General features: G+C 42.8%; 2 protein-coding genes. One reads left to right on the top strand and one right to left on the bottom strand.

Annotation, left to right across the window (positions count from 1 at the left end; all coding sequences use genetic code 11):
• Nucleotides 1-309, top strand: a 309-nt coding sequence (locus KIV40_RS27170) for a DUF2780 domain-containing protein (RefSeq protein WP_285352298.1), incomplete at its 5' end; no start/stop codon positions are given.
• Between the two features lie 114 nt (nt 310-423).
• Here KIV40_RS27170 and KIV40_RS27165 read toward each other — a convergent pair.
• Nucleotides 424-1508 (bottom strand): IS3 family transposase gene (locus KIV40_RS27165; RefSeq protein WP_285352296.1). Its coding sequence is split into 2 segments (ribosomal slippage): nt 424-1226 and nt 1226-1508, totalling 1086 coding nucleotides; the frame shifts between segments, so codons are not numbered across the junction.
• Between the last annotated feature and the right edge of the window lie 49 nt (nt 1509-1557).

The raw sequence follows: 1557 nt of genomic DNA, 5'->3' as shown, positions 1-1557 counted from the left end.
GCAAGCCAAGCTTCTGTAACGAGCGACCAAGCATTAGGTGGTATTGGTTCAATGCTTGCACTTGCACAAAACTCTCTGGGCAGCGCCGATAACAAAGAGCTCTCGTCACTGATCCCAGGCATGTCGACACTCGAATCCACCGGCCTTACATCTATCTTAAATTCACAGGGTGCTGTAGAAAGTGCATTCTCAGGTCTAGGTATGGACTCTTTAATGATCACGACCTTTGCACCAATTATTCTACAAGCACTACAATCACAAGGTGCAACCTCTGGTTTGCTTGACTCGTTGTCAGCAATTTGGAGTTAATCCTCCAAACGGACGCAACATCAAGGGCACTTCGGTGCTCTTTTTTGTCGGTGTTAGAAATTGAGATACGAGATACGAGATATGATGTGGCCCCTAAAAAGTAGACACAGGGGTTTAATTGATTAGCTCATAATCCATGGGACTCACTCCACCTAGAGTCCCATGCCTTCTTACTGGATTATAATAGTTATCGATGTAGATTCGACTCTGCATCGTCATTTCTTGTCGCGAGATCTCTCCTAAGTTGTTCATCCATTCTTTCTTGTATTGCGCGAAGAAGCTTTCAGAACAAGCATTGTCCCAACAGTTCCCTTTTCTCGACATACTAATTTTGATCTTACGTTTACGATGCCAGCGGATCGTTTCTAACGCTCGATACTGAATGCCTTGATCAGAGTGAAACAAGAGTTTGTGACCTAAAGGTTGCCTTTGCTCCCAAGCCTTATTCAAACTTTTTAGCACTAACTTTGTGTTGTTAATTCGACTTGTCGACCATCCAATCACTTTGCGCGAAAACAAATCTAAGACGACGCACAGATACTGCCAACCATCCGAGCAGCGCACCTGAGTTATGTCTGACACCCAAACTCGATCCGGTTTATCCACCTTAAATTGACGAGCAAGAATGTTATAAGCAGGTATAAGTGCATTTTGTCTTGGCGCTTTTCCATATCGCTTCTTGCTAGCGCAAGAGCGATAACCCATATTTTGCAAAAGCCTCTGTACTCGCTTTTTATTGCAAATAAAACCATTGGCGACAGCTGCCTCCCAAAGTTTTCTGTAACCTGGAATACAGTGTTGAGCTTCGCTTTCTTTCTTCAAGTAACTACTTAAGCACTCAACAGGGAGTTTCACACTGGTCTTCTTCAGAATGTATTCAAACCTTATTCTTTTTGACTGTCGAAGAAAGCCTTCGCTTCCTTTAAGAAATCGTTCTCCAGCTCCGCCATCTCAAGTTTCTTTTTCAATTGGCGAATTTCCTTCTCCAATTGAGCAACGGATTTTTCGGGGCCTTGATTTGGTAATGGGAGGGAATTAGTCTTCTTTGACGTCATTTGACATCTCCATTTAGAAAGTAGCACCGGTGATATCCCTAAGGATAGTGCTACCGACTTCACGGTGTCAGAAGAGTCGAGAGATTGCTGAACAGCTTCTTGTTTAAATTCGTCTGTATATTGTCTTTGTGATTTTACTTTCATGACACTTAATACTCTGTATTAAGTGTCTACTTTAGTGGGGTCACATCAG

The sequence above is a fragment of the Vibrio sp. D173a genome (assembly GCF_030248475.1).
The sequence above is the reverse complement of the archived record's forward strand: the minus strand, read 5'-3'. Positions and strand labels throughout refer to the sequence as shown.